The organism is Rhodococcus sp. 1163 (assembly GCF_002091985.1).
Taxonomy (GTDB): Bacteria; Actinomycetota; Actinomycetes; order Mycobacteriales; family Mycobacteriaceae; genus Rhodococcoides.
On the sequence record NZ_MKKX01000003.1, the window covers coordinates 169,822 to 185,202 of the forward strand.

Annotated in this window: 13 protein-coding genes and 1 tRNA gene; 12 read left to right on the forward strand and 2 right to left on the reverse strand. The window is 61.3% G+C overall.

The window, feature by feature from the left end; genetic code table 11:
- Window positions 1-26: 26 nt before the first annotated feature.
- From BJD99_RS00780 to dnaG, 3 genes are read left to right on the forward strand one after another with little or no spacing between them, the layout of a single operon-like run.
- Window positions 27-758, forward strand: coding sequence for a YdcF family protein (locus BJD99_RS00780; protein ID WP_084344874.1), 732 nt, complete (start codon window positions 27-29; stop codon window positions 756-758).
- Window positions 755-2,032, forward strand: coding sequence for a deoxyguanosinetriphosphate triphosphohydrolase (locus BJD99_RS00785; RefSeq protein ID WP_084344876.1), 1,278 nt, complete (start codon window positions 755-757; stop codon window positions 2,030-2,032). Before BJD99_RS00780 ends, BJD99_RS00785 begins: the two co-directional genes overlap by 4 nt.
- Before the next feature lie 42 nt (window positions 2,033-2,074).
- Complete coding sequence (dnaG, locus tag BJD99_RS00790) at window positions 2,075-4,006, forward strand: DNA primase (RefSeq protein WP_084344793.1); 1,932 nt, start codon at window positions 2,075-2,077, stop codon at window positions 4,004-4,006.
- Here dnaG and BJD99_RS00795 read toward each other — a convergent pair whose 3' ends face one another.
- Entirely contained in the window at window positions 4,007-4,255 is a 249-nt protein-coding gene (locus BJD99_RS00795) for a hypothetical protein (RefSeq protein ID WP_084344795.1), read from the reverse strand.
- 189 nt (window positions 4,256-4,444) lie between these two features.
- On the opposite strand from BJD99_RS00795, the gene BJD99_RS00800 reads away from it, so the two are divergent.
- From BJD99_RS00800 to BJD99_RS00810, 4 genes are all read left to right on the forward strand, one after another.
- Window positions 4,445-4,517, forward strand: a tRNA-Asn gene (locus tag BJD99_RS00800).
- 431 nt (window positions 4,518-4,948) lie between these two features.
- The gene (locus tag BJD99_RS00805; protein WP_256895238.1) at window positions 4,949-6,070 is read left to right on the forward strand and encodes an integrase; all 1,122 of its coding nucleotides are present in this window, start codon (window positions 4,949-4,951) and stop codon (window positions 6,068-6,070) included.
- A 161-nt stretch (window positions 6,071-6,231) separates the two neighbouring features.
- Complete coding sequence (locus BJD99_RS20835) at window positions 6,232-6,393, forward strand: hypothetical protein (protein WP_179142126.1); 162 nt, start codon at window positions 6,232-6,234, stop codon at window positions 6,391-6,393.
- Window positions 6,390-7,265: a type II toxin-antitoxin system death-on-curing family toxin gene (locus BJD99_RS00810; RefSeq protein ID WP_084344797.1), complete on the forward strand. Its 876-nt coding sequence runs from the start codon at window positions 6,390-6,392 to the stop codon at window positions 7,263-7,265. Before BJD99_RS20835 ends, BJD99_RS00810 begins: the two co-directional genes overlap by 4 nt.
- A gap of 68 nt (window positions 7,266-7,333) precedes the next feature.
- Here the strand turns inward: BJD99_RS00810 and BJD99_RS00815 are convergent, their stop codons facing one another.
- Window positions 7,334-9,535 carry a P-loop NTPase fold protein gene (locus tag BJD99_RS00815; RefSeq protein ID WP_143541977.1) on the reverse strand — a complete coding sequence of 734 codons (2,202 nt, stop codon included), beginning with the start codon at window positions 9,533-9,535 and terminating at the stop codon, window positions 7,334-7,336.
- Window positions 9,536-10,850: 1,315 nt separating this feature from the next.
- Between BJD99_RS00815 and BJD99_RS21075 the strand changes: the two genes are divergently transcribed.
- The 5 genes from BJD99_RS21075 to BJD99_RS00845 all read left to right on the forward strand — a co-directional run bounded on the left by BJD99_RS21075 (window position 10,851) and on the right by BJD99_RS00845 (window position 15,088).
- Complete coding sequence (locus BJD99_RS21075; RefSeq protein WP_143541978.1) at window positions 10,851-11,321, forward strand: hypothetical protein; 471 nt, start codon at window positions 10,851-10,853, stop codon at window positions 11,319-11,321.
- Window positions 11,322-11,860: 539 nt separating this feature from the next.
- Window positions 11,861-12,091 (forward strand): hypothetical protein, encoded by a 231-nt coding sequence (locus BJD99_RS20590; RefSeq protein WP_143541979.1) that lies wholly within the window; start codon window positions 11,861-11,863, stop codon window positions 12,089-12,091.
- Window positions 12,092-12,374: 283 nt separating this feature from the next.
- On the forward strand, window positions 12,375-13,163 hold the full coding sequence (locus tag BJD99_RS00835) for a hypothetical protein (protein WP_084344807.1): 789 nt from the start codon (window positions 12,375-12,377) through the stop codon (window positions 13,161-13,163).
- Between the two features lie 325 nt (window positions 13,164-13,488).
- Window positions 13,489-14,265 carry a hypothetical protein gene (locus BJD99_RS00840; RefSeq protein ID WP_084344809.1) on the forward strand — a complete coding sequence of 259 codons (777 nt, stop codon included), beginning with the start codon at window positions 13,489-13,491 and terminating at the stop codon, window positions 14,263-14,265.
- Between the two features lie 13 nt (window positions 14,266-14,278).
- Window positions 14,279-15,088, forward strand: a complete 810-nt coding sequence (locus BJD99_RS00845) for a DUF3037 domain-containing protein (protein ID WP_084344812.1) — start codon at window positions 14,279-14,281, stop codon at window positions 15,086-15,088.
- Window positions 15,089-15,381: the final 293 nt, after the last annotated feature.

Sequence of the window (15,381 nt, forward strand, 5' to 3'; positions counted from 1 at the left end):
TCGCGCGCGACTGGCAAACTCGAGGAGTGAACTCGACTCTCGACCGCAATCCGTACGGCGAACCCGATGGGGATTCGTACGGTCGACCGTTGGATCAGCGCCCATCCGGCCCCGATCGTCTCGGTTTCGTCGGCACGCTCGGCCGGTGGACGACGCGGCTCATCCTGGGCGTCGTGCTGATGGGTCTCCTCGTCGTCGGCGGCACGGCTGTTCGAGTCTGGCAAGTGGCGCGGATCGACGACAACTCCCCGGCAGAGGCGATCGTGGTTCTCGGTGCGGCCCAGTATTCGGGTACGCCGTCGACTGTGTTCGAGGCACGCCTCGATCAGGCCGCCACCCTGTACGAACAGGGCGTGGCACCGGAGATCGTCACCGTCGGCGGCAAGCAGGAAGGCGACCTGTTCACCGAGGCAGCGTCCGGGCGTAACTATCTGATCGAGCAAGGCGTACCCGCGGACAAGATCACCGCCGTCGAGGAGGGTTCGGACACTCTCGAAAGCATCGAGGCGGTCAGCGACATCTTGCGCGAGCAGGGAAGATCGTCCGTGGTGCTCGTCAGCGACCCGTGGCATTCGTTACGCACTCGCACGATGGCCAGGGACGCCGGCCTCGACGCATGGACCTCGCCGACGAGGACGGGCCCCGCGGTGTACACCAGGGAATCGCAGGCCCATGGAATTGCTCGCGAGACCGGTGCGCTGCTGTGGTATCAGCTCACCCACTTCACCGCCGACTTCTCCTACACGGCAGGGCAATAGCGGTGAGTGGCTACACCGATCACGACCTCGAACGGTTCGTCGCGGAACCGCGTAAGACGGCAGGGCTCGACGGCGCGCAGGAGAATGCATCCCACCGCAGCGCGTTCGCGCGCGACCGAGCACGCGTACTGCACAGTGCGGCACTGCGGAGGTTGGCCGACAAGACTCAGGTCACCGGACCGCGTGACGGAGATACCCCGCGCACACGATTGACACATTCGCTCGAGGTGGCGCAGATCGGGCGCAGCATCGCCGAAGGACTCGGTGCCGATCCAGACCTGGTGGACCTGGCAGGCCTCGCACACGACATCGGTCACCCGCCGTACGGGCACAACGGGGAGAGGGCACTCGACGAGGTCGCCGAGAACTGCGGCGGATTCGAGGGTAACGCGCAGAACCTACGAATCCTTACCGGTCTGGAACCGAAGACCCTCGACGCCGACGGCACCAGCGTCGGCCTCAATCTCACTCGCGCATCTCTCGATGCGGCGATCAAATATCCGTGGATGCGGCCCTCGCCGGGAGCAAAGTTCGGCGCGTACGAGGACGACGGCCGGATCCTCGATTGGGTTCGCGATGGGGCACCGAACCGACGCAAGTGCCTGGAGGCACAGTCCATGGACTGGGCCGACGACGTCGCGTACTCGGTCCACGATGTCGAAGACGGCGTGATCGGCGCCAGAATCGACCTCAGAGCCCTCGGCGATCGTTCCGAACAGCGCGCATTGGCCGAACTCGGCATCAGGGAATTCCGTGGTCTCGACGTAGACGAGCTGATCGAGGCTGCGGATCGACTCTCGCGCATGCCGGTTGTCGTGACGGCCGGTCGGTTCGACGGGACACTCGAAGCGTCGGTGAAGCTCAAGCACCTCACGAGCGAACTGGTCGGGCGATTCGCGACCGCTGCGATCAACGGCACCCGCGACAAGTGGGGCACCGGTTCACTGTCGCGGTACGACGCCGATCTGGTCATCCCGGCGGTCGTCGCCTCCGAGGTGGCACTCCTGAAGACGATGGCGTTGCGGTACGTGATGTCCGATGCCGGACACAAGCTCCGTCAGGAACGGCAGCGGGAACGAATCCACCGCGTCGCGCAATGGTTGTTGCGCTCGGCGCCGGGGGAGTTGGACCCGATTTTCGTGCCGGCATGGAACCGCGCCCAACACGACGCGCAGCGCACTCGGGTGGTCGTCGATCAAATTGCGTCGTACACCGAAAGTCGGCTCGAGCTGATCGACAAGCGCAGCCTGGGCGCTCAGGCCAGTTGGGGCTGATCTGATTCTTCGCGGCCGATCCGCGGTACTAGACTGCCCGTTGTGGCCGGCCGAATTCCTGAACGAGACATAGCCGCCATCCGCGAACGCACTCGAATCGAGGACGTGGTCGGTGACTACGTCTCGCTCAAGCGCGCGGGCGGCGATTCCATGAAGGGGTTGTGCCCGTTCCACGACGAGAAGTCACCGTCGTTCCACGTGCGCCCCAACCACGGGCACTATCACTGCTTCGGCTGCGGCGAGGGCGGTGACGCCTACTCGTTCCTGCAGAAGATCGAGCACATTTCGTTCGTGGAAGCCGTCGAGCAGCTCGCAGACCGGCTGAACTACTCCATCACCTACGAAGGTGGCGGGCCGTCGGTTCAGCGGGATCGCGGCACACGCGCACGGCTGATCGCGGCCAACGCTGCCGCGCAGGAGTTCTACGCTTCACGGCTCCGCGAGCCCGACGCGCAGGCGGCGCAGGACTACCTCACCGAACGCGACTTCGACGGGCAAGCCGCACTCACCTATGGGTGTGGATACGCTCCCGACGGGTGGGACACCCTCACCAAGCATCTGCTGAGCAAAGGTTTCGAGGCCAAAGAAATCATCGACGCCGGCTTGGCCACGCCGGGCAAGCGCGGCACCCCGATCGACCGATTCCGTCGCCGCCTGGTGTGGCCGATTCGCAGTCAAAGCGGCGACGTCATCGGCTTCGGCGCACGAAAGCTCTTCGACGACGACACCATGCCCGGCAAGTACATCAACACCCCGGAAACCATGCTGTACAAGAAGTCTCAGGTGCTGTTCGGTCTGGACATGGCACGCAAGGACATCGCCAAGTCGCACCAGGCCGTCATCGTCGAGGGTTACACCGACGTCATGGCCATGCACCTTGCCGGCGTCAAGACCGCCGTCGCGTCGTGCGGCACTGCATTCGGTGAAGACCACCTGGCGATGCTGCGTCGACTCATGATGGACGACAGCTACTTTCGCGGTGAGGTCATCTACACCTTCGACGGCGACGCGGCAGGAAAAGCAGCCGCGATGAAAGCATTCGAAGGCGATCAGAAGATCGCCGGGCAGACGTTCGTCGCCATCGCCCCCGACGGTATGGATCCATGCGAGTTACGCCAGAAGTCCGGCGATCCTGCAGTGCGAGATCTGGTGGCGCGTCGGACACCGATGTTTGCGTTCGTCGTCAAATCGCTGCTGAGCGAACATGATCTGGACACCCCCGAGGGCCGCGTCGAAGCTTTGAAGCGGACGGTCCCCGTGGTCGCCCGCATCAAGGACGGCTCCCTGCGTGACGAGTACGCCCGCCAGCTCGCCGGGTGGACCGGCTGGGACGACACCGCGATGGTGCTCGCCAGAGTGCGCGACGAAGCGAAGAAGATCGCTCGGGGCGGCGGGGACACCAACACCAAGCGCGTGCCGTTCGAGAAGCGTCAGGAGCCGAAGACGGAGACGCCTTCCGGCCCGCCGCGACCGCAACCGCGAGATCCCGCGCTGTGGCCGCAGCGTGAAGCGCTCAAGTCGGCGCTGCAGAACCCGTCGATCGCCGGGTCCGTGTTCGATTCACTCCCCCCGGAGACATTCACACATCCCGCCTACGCGGCCGTCAGCGCGGCCGTCACAGCCGCGGGCGGCACCGCTGCGGGGCTCGGCGGAGGGGAATGGGTCGACGCCGTCGCCAAACGCGCGGAGGGTCCGGTTGTGCAGTCACTCGTCATGGAATTGGCCGTCGAACACATACCGGTCGCCGATATCGCGCTGACCCGCTACACCAACGGCGTGATGGCGCGCCTGCAGGAAGTGTGGGTCGGTGAGCAGGTTGCCGAACTCAAATCCAAGATGCAGCGCATGTCACCGCAGGAGAACCCGGACGAGTACTACGCACTGCTCGGCGACGTCATCGCCCTCGAACAGTACCGGCGAAGCCTGCTCGAGCAGGCCATCGGCAACGTCGAGGACGATTCAGCCGCTGGCTGACTACTTCCTGCGGAGCTGATCCTGCGGGATGTACAGCTGCGATTCGTCGTCGATCGTCTTCATGGGCTCGAGCTTCGGCTGCGTATTCAACGAATCCGACAGCTTCTGCCTGCTCACATCGAGAACCTTCCTCGTAGCTGGACTCCCGGCGACGGCCGCAGCCGTCTTACGGATCTGCTCGTAGCGACCACGACCAGCCTTGGCTCCGAGTACGTACGCCGCTCCAGCAGCCAGAACCAAACGGATCATCAAAGTCCTCCCACAGTGTTGCTGGTTGTCAGTGTTCGACGGTCATCGAGATAGGCACCACTCCACCCATCTCTACGTGCGTCCCACCATCCTGCCTGACTCGGCCCCACCAGGGCGATTTGGTACTCCCATGGGGGTGTGCGCTATGGTTTCTCTCGGCGCACACGAGAGTGTGATGCCACGAAGTAATCCCCTGTAGCTCAATTGGCAGAGCTTCCGACTGTTAATCGGACGGTTGCTGGTTCGAGTCCAGCCGGGGGAGCAGTGATAGGCCCTCTGACCTGCGGTTTAACCCGTTGGGTCGGAGGGTCTTTCTTGTTTCTAGGTCTCGTTTGTCACGGATTGTCACAAGTTGTCACGAGATTTTTTGGCTACTTGTGCGTCGGTGAGTGTGCATGGGACCACCGACGTTCGGAGCGCAACTCCGACTAGTCGGACGGTCGAAGTCCACCAACGGATTAGGGCGCCTATGAACCTGTTCGACACGTTCATCTTGGTGCCGAGCAGGGGCGCCGATTGAGCGCAACTCGTGGTGTCTGCCAACGGCGACGCAAATTTTATTTCCGCACCGTCCTCCGCAAATCGCCAGTTCAGCACAGTTTTGCTTGCAGACGTGTCGGTGACATGCGCCAGGTTGCCGATTTGGACTTCCGACCGGGCCGAACACCTGCGGTGAGCTTACCGGTGGGCTCTGTGGGCCTTGTTTCTGCGGCAGTGGAGCCCGAGATACCTGCAGCGGTGGCCAAGCGGATCGCGAAAGCAGTGGAGTCGTCTCGGTCCGAGGGCACCCGGTGCACCTACGCCGCCGGATGGCGACGCTTCGCCGGGTGGTGTGAGCGGGAGGGCCATGCCGCGTTGCCGGCGCACCCGGTCACCGTCGCCGCCTATCTCGTCGACGCCGCCGACACCCGCACCGAAACGGGGGAGCGGGCATACGTCGTCGCCACCTTCGGCACCTGGATAGCCGCGATCAACCACCAACACCGCACCATCGGACACCTGTCCCCGTCTGCACACGAACTCGTGACCGCGACCCTGGCCGGCATCCGCCGCGAGTACGCCGCAGCCGGAGACCGACCCCGCACACCTCGAGACCCGTTGCTCGTCGACGACATCAAGGTCCTCGTCGAGACCGCGCGGAACCGGTGCCGGGGTTGGGCCGACGAAGTACTCGAACGCCGCGATTCGGCAATCTTCCTCCTCGGCTTCGCGGGCGCCTACCGCCGCAGTGACAATCCGATTTGCGGTGCGGCGACATCACCCCTGCACCGCCTCGTCGGACTGCACATCCGGCAACGGAAGTCGAAGACCGATCAAGGGGGCAGGGGAGCGGTGAAAGCGCTGCCGTGCAACGGCTCTCACGAAACCTGGCCGCCCTGCGCGTACGTCCTCTGGGTGCAGCTCGTCGCCGCCTACGGCACCGGCCTCCGGCCCTCGGCCATCCGACTACTCCGCAAGCGTGGACCCTTCACCGGGCACGTCTGGCGCAGGGGACTACCGCGTACCGCTGCCCGTGCTCTGCTGCTCCGCGCGGTCTCCAAGAATGGCGACCTCAGCAACAGACCGCTGTCCGGGGCCGCGATCCCACAAGACCATCCGGAGGCGCGCCGAACACGCCGGCTCCGACCCACCGCCTTGACCAAACTCGGCGGACAGTCCCTCCGCGCCGGCTTCGTCACCCAGAGCACGCGCAGCGGAGCCGATGGCCCCGCGATTGCTCGTCAGACCGGCCACACCCGTCTCGACTCCGTCGAGGTGTACCGCGGCGAACACGCGCCGCTCGTCGGGAACGCCGTCACCGACATCCGCTTGTAACCGCTACTTGACAGTCCCGACAAAGAACTCCACGGGCTGATAACAGAACTTCGCCGCAATCTTGGAAGGAGTCCAGGCAGGCGGTCCTGCTTCTGGCCGGCTGTGTGAGGAAAGTCGGCACGAGCGGCACCGGGTGTAGGCCCTGCCGTACCATGTCTGACATGGGTACGGTACACGATGTCGACGCACGTAGGGCGCATCCTGCTGCCCCGACCGCATCAAGCGACGCGACCGTAGAGTTCGCCGATACCGACATCGTCCTGGGTGTTGCCTCCGAAGAGGCAGGCCGTTGGCACGAGCTGCTGTCTCGTCTCGCAAAGTGACGGTATACCTAAGTTCGGAATCGGTCATCACCTTGAATTCGACTCTCTGCGGCGGCCGAATCGCCGACCGGGACGGTTTGGACGCGGCGCTGGCTCGCCCGGCGTCAGGGCATCTCGACGGCGAGTATTTCGAAGGACTATGGCGTAAAGCGGCAGCCTACCTGCACGGATTGAGTACCACGCAGTACTTCGATGACGGTAATAAGCGAACCGCATGGTTAAGTGCGATCACGTTTCTGCGCCTCAATGGGGTCGACATCCCGACAGTCCCTGCAATCGAGGCGGAGGCCTTTGTGCGTGCAGTAGCGGCCGATCTGTTCGCCAACGACGTCGAACGTGATCGAACTGTTGAGGCCGCCGCAGAGTGGCTTCGAGAGCAGACGGCGGGGCTCAAAAGCTTGGTTCTCGATCCGCGCGTCGAATACGCCTTTATGGCAGCTCAAGCGGAGATTGATCCTGCTGGCGGTTTGTTCACTGTCACGAGTGGTGGGCTGGGCCTGCTGATCGCGCACAGTCTACCCATGTCAATGACGATCCCGCTGGTGCTCAGGGTGCACTGGACCGAGGAAGATGCGCGGGCCGTCGAGCGAGTGTTCGAGGTATCCATATACGAGTCCGACACCCGCGAGATTGTGTACGAAGACGACTACACCCTGCGCGATGCCGTCCCACGCACCGAACTATGGCACCATCCCAATGGCATGCAGCCGGGCGTGTACTACCTGATCATGACCCCGACATTTGTACGCGAAGCGCAACACACCGTCGATGTATATCTGAACGGTCACCGTGCGCTGTCGTTACCTCTGGGGGTCACGACGCGGCCCGACGTGCCCGACGACGCCAGCACGGTGTACGTCCAGCCCGCATGATGGTTCTCATACGAGGGCTATCGATTCAGGTTTGACCACATCACACTCCGCTGTGGTCCTCTAGGTGGCTAATTCTCGGGCCCGGTCAGGATCTGGCGCAAGGCCAACGCGGCATAAGTAACGCGATTGGGCAACGATCTGTCGTTATCATTCAATTGCGAGATGTCGACGTCAGGGATCTCATTCAGATCCCAAAGGTATTGCGGGACAAGGTGTATGAATTCCTGGCTCAGGAACTTGCTGTCCCAGGTCTCGAACTTCCCGTCGGCCTCTTCGGTACCAGCCATGGTGACGAACCGTGCTCCGAGAGTCGCGAGTGTCACGGCTTCATCACTTGCCAAAATGGCCTGCGCTTGCTTGCTTAATTGGCGCCAGAGGTCGTCATCAAAGTAGTGCAAAAAGCTCAGGACGGAGTGGGTTCGGTGTTGTCCGGAGGGGAGATCGGTGGTCAGGTCCAACATGCATCGTTGAAGTATTTCGTCGCGGATGCCTTTTGTTGCTATGACGACTTTTTCGGCATCGATGGTGTCGAGTTCGATGGGTCGCGTCAGTACGTCCACCGTGGTGGGCAGGTCGAACTCGATGCGGTAGCGGTCAAGTAAAAATCTTGCTGCTTGCGGAGTCGATACGGTGACTGCGTGGGCAAGCAGGGTGTACAAGATTTCGGACCATCTGGAAAACAGCAGATCCCTTGTTCCCATGTGTAGCTCGCGTGTGATGAGATGTGCGGCTTGTGCCAGGGACTCGGGCGCGCAGTCAACAATAACGTCGAGGTGCTGCAGAATTTTTCCGCAGACGAGGTCGCGGCGCTGCTGCTCGGACAAACAGTCTCGAATTACGGAGGCAGAGGACCAGGTGCCGGTCGATGCGAGGTGGGTGAAGTCGGATCTCACATCGGTATTTCGCACGTCTTGGGCTGGTATCCCAAAGGCAAAGTATCGGTCGAAGTGATCGCGTTCTCGGATCTGGCAGCGCGAAGCGCTTCGTGAAGAGTAAAAACCCTTGGGGCGTGGGAGTGTGTGAGGGAAGAGGCTGACCAGGAGTCGGTACGCGGTACGGTTTTCGAGTGAGTCATTGGAGTCCGTGAGTTCGGCGACCTCGCGTTCTTTCTGTTCAGGAGTGAGCTGGTGATTCGTACCCGGTTCGGGGTGTCTTCGGAGTAGTTCTGTTCGCCACTTGGGTATTTCCTTGTACAGGCGCGGGTAGTGAAGTCGGATAAACGTGATCAGCGTTGCGTCGAACAGGTCCACCTCGCGGTCACCCCCGACGAGTGTCAGCATGATGTCGACCTGCGTGACCAGTCGGAAAACGCTACGTAATGTAAGCCGATCTGTAGGTAGCAGCGCGAACAAAGAATCGGCGGTCTTGTCCTGAGCTTCGTCGGTGGATTCTTTGCTATGAGCCTTCGCGACGGCCCGTAGTTGGTCGCGGAACTCACGAGCGAGATGCAGCTGCTGGATGGGCGGTAGCGCGAAAGGATACTGGACGATTTTTTCGAGGTATCTGCGTGCGCGAGCGCTGTTTTCCAGGGCAAGGTCGCTCTGGCGGAGTACATCGATGACAGTTTCCTCGTCGTATGAGAGCAGGTAGTGGACTCGATCGAAGCGCCCGAGGAGGCGGACCGACTTCATGACAGAGAGGAGTTCGTCCGCATGCAGGCGATCGATGTCGTCGACGATAACCAATACGTTTCTGCCGGCTGAGTCGATGGCTGCGGAGATGTCCGAGAATCGTTTGGTGAAGGGGTCGGTTTTGATGTCGGCGGTGAAATTACCGGCTTGGTCGGTGGCGGCGTCGGCACCGGCCTTGAGCGCGTCTTGTACAGCTCCTTTGCCCACATATTTTTCTACGGCGGCAATCGCGACGGCTTTGAGCACGGCGCCTGCAACTGGTGCGGCGGTGTTGAGTAGCCGCTTGGCATTGTCACCATGTTCGCCGGGCGGCATGGCGAACGCGATCGCGCGATAGAACTCCTCGGTCAAGGAGGTAGTGTCGGCAGCCGACCAGGGCGTGAATTTTACGACAGACCAGGTTTTCGGGTGTTCGATCGCGATTACGTCGGTGATCATGTTCAATGCCGACGTCTTGCCGCTTCCCCATGGGCCGGCCAGGCCGAATACAACACTGGGCCCTTGTCCTGCCCGACGGATGCGTTCGGCAATGCGCCGGGCGAACTGTTTACGATCGAGGCGGTCCTCTGTCATAAACCTGATCTCGACATCGGGATTGACTTGGACTTCTCTGCTGGCGGCCGTGTGTGGGGTGGTCACACCTCAATGATTACAGCTGGCTTTACTTATCAGGCATCAGTGTCAACTTCTCTTTACGGTGCGGTAACTGTCGTTCACACACCGCCAGGTCCGCCGTTCTCACGGAATTGTGGAGTGGGACGGCACTACCACCGGCATCGCGTTCCAGTACGTGCAGCAAGTCGCCACCATATCGGAGTCGCCCTTTTGTCACACACTTGTCACAACTGCGGGCGAACTTAGCGGACGTCGATGGACGGCGTCGGACTGTATTGGCTGGTCAGTGCCGGTGTCGATGGTCCACCTGGATGCACTTAGATCACTCTCATGTGGCTGTTAATCGGACGGTTGCTGGTTCGAGTCCAGCCGGGGGAGCACTGATAGGCCCTCTGAACTGCGGTTTAACCCGTTGGGTCGGAGGGCCTTTCTTGTTTCTAGGTCTCGCTTGTCACGGATTGTCACAAGTTGTCACGAGGTCTTTTTGGCTACTTGTGCGTCGGTGAGTGTGCATGGGACCACCGACGTTCGGAGTGCAACTCCGGCTAGTCGGACGGTCGAAGTCCACCAACGGATTCGGGCGCCTATGAACCTGTTCGACACGTTCATCTTGGTGCCGAGCAGGGGCGCCGATTGAGCGCAACTCGTGGTGTCTGCCAACGGCGACGTAAATTGCGTACGACCTCCCTCCCCATCCCGTGAGCATCTGCTTCGCGATCGCCGTCAAGAACATATCGCCCGAGGGAGCAGTGAGTTCGATCCTCGCCCAGGCCACCAGCGCCGAACAGGGTGCTAACGGCGGCATCTGGGAAGTGAGCGACGGTGATGTTGAGTGGTTTGCGGTCAGCGGAGCGGCATGGGTTCGGGTGGTGCGCTTTGGCCAACTGCACCAGCCGCCGGGGTGCGGTTGGCGAAAGAGCACGAGAACGGGGACGGAGGGGCAAGCCGTCCAGCCCGCCGAGTCGGTGGCAATTCAAGCGGCTTAGGCCGAACACGCTTGCTGGACCTCCGAGACTTTGGGCGGGCGTGGTCGACTTCGCCGGGGGCCGAGAAGACCGTTGTCGCCGCTGTGCTGAGTCCGTTGGCTTCAGATAGACGGTGTCTCCGTCCTTGGTGGAGATGGGATCGTACGGCCTGGGCGCAGGGCCACAGCGGAATTCTCCTCGACGCTCTCGGAACAGCGAGAGGGCTCAGCGTCGACTCACAACCAGGTAATCGGCGGTGGCTCAGTAAGGGCCAGGTCATAGTAAATCCGGTACCCGTCAGATAAACGCGCTGTGGCGATCGTTCGAGGGCCAGTTTCAGCAGAGACTGAGAAGTTGGACGGGAGGCGTGCGTATTGCTCAGCCCGGACGCGCTTGAGTGCTTGATTAACCTCGTGCGCGAGCTCGGTGCGGTGATGAGTAACCACAACAGTGGCCCCGGTCACGACACGATAAGCTCCGATGACGCTCAGTCTTCTGGACGCGGGCTAATTGAAGACCAGTGCAGACTGATCTTCTTCGATGAGGGTAATGCGAAATTCCGCGGCTTCCCCCCACTGTGGTTCAGCTGTCCAATAAATGGCCCGCATCTTTTTGATTTCATCGCCCGGAACATCTACGACGTCGGCACTCGGAACCATGACAGTCAAGGCGTCGGTCCATCCATCGGCAAACGGGGGGTGTTGCTGCCACTGATCGATGACCCGACTGGACTCGTCAGGCAAATTCACCAAGCGAAGATCCGCGCTATGGAACTTCTCGAACAACATCTGGCAGCGCCAATCGCCCGATTCATGAAGACTTACCTTCGCAAGGCTTTCGTTTGATTGAGGCTGAACGTAGACATCGGCCTTATCCTTCGGAGACCAGACTCGCCACAATCCCGATCGGCGACCGGGCGAACCCACCGCAAACTTGATCGGCTTCTTCGGATTTGCCCTCCAAACTGGCGTGTCAAGGTAGTTCTCGGGACTGCTGTAAACACGAACTACGGGACCCCCGGGCAGATTCATAGAAGCAGTGGCGGCTTGCACGGGCCGATCTTAGACTGGCGACGCGAGCACGCAAGAGTCGACAACCAACGCGGAAAATCGACGCCGAAAAAGCCCGACACATCCGCCGAATGCTCGACGACGGCCCACCCAAGACCGAAATTGCCTTGGTGCCCGGCATCGGGCGTGCGCCCCTGCCCCTCTACCGTCACTTGGAGCGGACTGCTGGAAATTCGCAGCGGTGAGCCTACGACCAAGCTGACTGGACCAAAGACCGACGTGTTCCTCGCGGAAGCATCTGCGCCTGGACTCCAACCTCCCCGCATGGCCGTAGCGGAGCTTATCGAGACCGCTTTGAGCCGGTTGCATTGTGGATGAGAATTACACCACGCTCGGCACGTCAGTACTTCTCCGACAACGGAGTCCGCGCCCTGGTGCACGACGCCGCCGCGTCGATGACCGCTCCAGCGCCCGGCCAACAACTGGTCGATCTCGATCCAGCCACACCGTCCCGATCGCTCTCACCGGGCGCACCGTGGCAGGACTGTAGATCATCACCGAACTCGCGACTTGGGCCGGTACCGATCTCGACCGGCGGGAGCTGATCAACGAATGGGGAACGGCGATCGAGGCGGCCGCAGCCGACGACCACCCGTCGGTCGCGTTGCACGAGGCCGCGATTCACCGCACAGTGCGCGAATTCGATCAAGGAAGTACGCACCTGGCATCGGGGACCACGCCATTAGACGGGGAGCCCCCGACGCCCTCGCGGACGCCTTCGCCGGCTTTATCACCGCGCTTCGCGACGAACTCTGAGGGTGCGGTCAAGTAGATGCAGAAGCGTCCTCGCGACCGGGAGATGAAAACCAGCGATGATATGACTGGAGCATGGACGACGCGGACTTCGATGACGCAGTACGGGCAGAATTGACCAGTCTGGACAGCATCAAGACCTATCTGCAAGACAACCCAGGTCGTCACGCTGCGCCAGAGAGTGATCTCGCCGAAGACGAAGACCGCCTTCCTCACATCTGGGTCGCAACTACCGCCCAGAGGGCTCTGCTGCACGCCTGTGAGTGCATCGAAGCGTCGAGTGCGTTGATGCTCAACTGGAACTGGTCGTTCGCACAGTTCGCGCTCCTGCGCGCGGCGTACGAATCAGCCGGCTCCACAGTGTGGCTCCTGATACCGGAAGAATCGGACCTGCGACTTGCTCGGCTTCTCTGTCAGCACAACGACTCGTGGAAGTACTCCGCGAAGGCCTACATGGGAACTCCGCTCGACGATGGCGGGGAGCACCAGGCGAGGCAGCAGTGGACAACCTATATCGCCGCAGAGATCAACATCGATCTGAAGAAGGGCAGGTCAGGCGGATTCGAGAATTTGATTGACTCGATTGAAGACCTGCCTGACCAGCCGGAGTCGCTCCTCACCGCTTGGCGTGTGTGTTCTGGGGTTAGTCACGCCAAGACGTGGGCCATGACTACGGTCACCACCGAAGTCGACAGCGCTGAGCTGTACGAGCACGGCCGGCTGAGCGGTCGCGTGCCGAATCTGGACTTGTTCTTGACGCATTTGCGTGTTGCGCGCCGCACGGTGCAGCGGGCCTGGGTTTACTACCAAATCCGAACCACACCACGTCCGCACCCCATCGCGCTGAGGCTGGAGAAGATGTAGCACCCGAGCTGACAGCGGCAGAGTCAGACGATGCAATCCAAGCAATCCGCACAGATTGGTGAGAGGATGCCGATAGCCACAGAGTCCAGGGTCGTCTCAATGCCCACCAGGTCCGCACAAGGCAAAAAGCGTTCGTAAACTTCGCGTGGGCGGATGACCCGTAAAGAGTTCGACGCTGCCAACCGTAAGTGATTCTCGTTTGATTCACCATGGACGCCCCTCCGTCTCCATTGACGGAGGGGCGTGTAGCACCCAACCCGCGTGCACGGAGAGCCCACCTAATACACTGCCGAAGCGGCAGGCCGGAGACGACAGCACAGGAGAAATGACGGTGGGGGCAACGCTCTACGAGGTCGGTCCCACCGAGACCCTCGCAGCAATTCTCCCAATGAACAGGCCAGAGTCAGGAACGCACGCCTTCCGTGGTCTCACCGCGAGCGGTAAGACCTACTGGATCAAGGTCCCATTCCAAAGCCAGGGCCCACGGGTCCTCGCGACGGAGCAGATCGTATCCGCAGTCGGGCGACTGTTCGACGCCCCGGTCCGCGACACAGCACTCATTCAGATCAGCGAGGACTGGAACTCGGTACCAACTGGTTCGGGCCTCACTCTGCACTCCTGCATCGCCCACGGGTCCCTTGAACTAGACAGTACTGAGGAAAGCCGCGAACAGATCTACATGCGGTTCGACGACAACAGTCGCCGGTGGCCGCGGTGGGCCGCACTCTGGGACCTGTGCATCGGAAGTGACGAACAATGGCTCTATGCGCACGAGACAGCCAAGAGTATGTGGAGCTTCGATCACAACCTGTGGATCCACGACACGCAAGAGTGGGACGCGGGGTCATGTCAGAGCGGACACGACCTCGTCTGGACCTGGACGGGGGCGTGGGACCACTTCGACGCAAGTGAACTTGTCAGCACCGCCGATAGGCTGGATTCGATTACCCGCGAAGAATTGGTCGACGCCTGCTACGCAATACCGGCACAATGGGATGTACCGAAGCATGACCTCGACGCGCTCGTAGACATGCTGCACTACAGGCGAACCACAGTCGCCGCGAGACTTCGGGTCAAATCGTCAAGAACCACCGCAAGCTGAGAAGGAGGATGGCATGCGTTACAACTACTGGACAATGCGATACCTCCCTGACCCAGCTCGTGGAGAATTTATTAACATCGGCCTGCTGGTGGGCCTAGACGGAGCCGACTGGGCAGTACGGACGGTCCAAAGCTTCGATCGAGTATCTCGTCTTGGCGGTGACCTCAACGTTGCCCGCCACTGGTCATCCAACTTCCGTGAGATGGTTGCGGCCAACACAGATGCCCTCGCCGGGATAGTCATGAGCCAGGGCACGATCAACTCGCTTCGCGGGTTCCACAACAACGCAGTTCAGCTCAGCGCGCCTCTGCCTGTCGTGGCAGAGTCCGCTGAAGCCGCAATCGAAGTCTTGTACGACCGTTTAGTAATCGAACCTGCCCACTCTCCACGATCGACCTCGCACTCTCGCGCGGTGAGGACGCTCGGCGAAGCCTATGGGCAACTCCGCCCGACGCTATCGCTGTGTAAGAGGGTCAAAGTCCGAGCCGGCAGGCAAAGTCTGGACTTCGACTTCGCTCTCAAGGGAAATCGAATCGAAGAGCTGTCCCGAGTCTGGTCGTTCGATCTCAAGGACATGGACCCCCAGGTCGAGAAGGTGCAAGCATGGGGTTTCAGACTCCAAGAGCTTCGCGAGGGCGGCGGCGAACTGGCTGGCGAGCATCACCTCACGATCGAACAGGACGTCCCCGTAAAAGTGTTGTACGTACCACCAAAAACCGCAGCGCAACGTGAGTCTCTAGACCTCGCCCAAGACGCGTGGAAGAAGATCGACGCCAAGGCATACCCTCTCGACCAAGCACGAGAGCTTGCTCGTTCCGCATAGCGATCGAATGTGGTCGAAAATTGGAGTAGCAACGGGGAGTTCGCGTAGCGCTGCTCCATCGTTTAACGGCTGGTGGATGTTCACATCACGTACGAAGGCCGGTGCTCGGAAAGCCATCCGCCGCCCTACTGCATGTGGTGGTAGGGCGGCGGGTCATGTAAACGATGCCGCATCTTGGCTCAAGAGGACTGCGTATCCGCCTGGCAGGTCCCCGATAGTCGGACCACCGTGTTCTAGAGCCACGGTGTGATTGATGTCAGTCGATCTCGCAGCCCACGGGTTGGTGCGTGTGG

What these genes read in the sequence shown, in the direction of transcription:
- BJD99_RS00795 (WP_084344795.1), bottom strand. Translation starts at nt 4,255, where the DNA reads ATGATCCGTTTGGTTCTGGCTGCTGGAGCGGCGTACGTACTCGGAGCC.
- BJD99_RS20835 (WP_179142126.1), top strand. Translation starts at nt 6,232, where the DNA reads ATGGGTACGGTACACGATGTCGACGCACGTAGGGCGCATCCTGCTGCC.
- BJD99_RS20590 (WP_143541979.1), top strand. Translation starts at nt 11,861, where the DNA reads ATGAGAATTACACCACGCTCGGCACGTCAGTACTTCTCCGACAACGGA.
- BJD99_RS00835 (WP_084344807.1), top strand. Translation starts at nt 12,375, where the DNA reads ATGGACGACGCGGACTTCGATGACGCAGTACGGGCAGAATTGACCAGT.
- BJD99_RS00840 (WP_084344809.1), top strand. Translation starts at nt 13,489, where the DNA reads ATGACGGTGGGGGCAACGCTCTACGAGGTCGGTCCCACCGAGACCCTC.
- BJD99_RS00845 (WP_084344812.1), top strand. Translation starts at nt 14,279, where the DNA reads ATGCGTTACAACTACTGGACAATGCGATACCTCCCTGACCCAGCTCGT.